Here is a 925-nt window from a genome sequence, read left to right as displayed (position 1 = left end):
CTGTCCGCATCATAGGCCTTGTCCGCCAGGAGCCGCCGGGTGGCGCCTGCAGCCTCCAGCAGGGGAATGGCCATGGAGATATCGGCGACATTGCCTGGCGTTAGGACGGATCGACATTCAGGATTCCCCTGGCGTTCTCATTCTGATTCATAGAGCTCCACGTTATTCCCGTGGGGCGGACGATGAGCATCAGGCGTTATGAGCTGGACGACGCACAGTGGGCGAGGATCGCGCCTTTGCTTCCCGGGAAGGCGAGCGACCCTGGACGCACAGGCTCCGATAACAGGCTGTTTGTGAACGGCTGCCTGTGGGTCCTGAGGTCCGGAGCGCACTGGTGTGATCTGCCTGAGCGTTACGGGCGCTGGAAGACCGTCCATCGCCGGTTCAGCCGATGGTGTCACAAGGGCGTCTGGGAGCGCGTGTTCGAGGTCCTGACAGCGGACCACGACAACCGCTATCTCATGATCGACAGCACGATTGTCCGGGCGCACCAGCAGGCTGCGACCGGAAAAGGGGGGGCAAAGATCAGGCGCTGGGGCGTTCCCGAGGTGGACTGACTACCAAAATTCACATGCTCGCAGATGCCCTTGGGCGACCGGTCCGGTTCGTTATCACGGCGGGCCAGGTTGGGGACGTCACCACTGCGCCTGCATTGCTCGAAGGCCGGACGACCACTGCGGTGCTGGCCGACAAGGCCTACGACAGCAATGCCTTGCGCGCGCGGATCGCCGCGATGAACGCACAGGCGGTCATACCTTCAAACCGCACCCGCAAGGTCATCATCGCGCATGACAGACTGGCCTACCGGCAGCGAAACTGCGTAGAGCGCTGCTTCAATCGCCTCAAGCACTTCAGACGCTTCGCCACGCGTTATGACCGCAGGACAATCAACTTCGCGGGCTTCGTACACCTCGCGGCAATAATG

At 62.1% G+C, this 925-nt stretch carries 1 protein-coding gene and 1 pseudogene; one reads left to right on the top strand and one right to left on the bottom strand.

Going from position 1 to position 925, the window contains the following annotated elements; genetic code table 11:
• A pseudogene (locus ACERNI_RS15570) lies at nucleotides 1-104 on the bottom strand (IS5/IS1182 family transposase); the annotation flags it as partial.
• A gap of 84 nt (nucleotides 105-188) precedes the next feature.
• Here ACERNI_RS15570 and ACERNI_RS15565 point away from each other — a divergent pair.
• Nucleotides 189-925 (top strand): IS5 family transposase gene (locus ACERNI_RS15565; RefSeq protein WP_448834171.1). Its coding sequence is split into 2 segments (ribosomal slippage), with 738 coding nucleotides annotated over them: nucleotides 189-504 and nucleotides 504-925; the frame shifts between segments, so codons are not numbered across the junction. This gene is flagged as partial in the annotation.

The organism is Camelimonas sp. ID_303_24 (assembly GCF_053543495.1).
The sequence above is the reverse complement of the archived record's forward strand: the minus strand, read 5'-3'. Positions and strand labels throughout refer to the sequence as shown.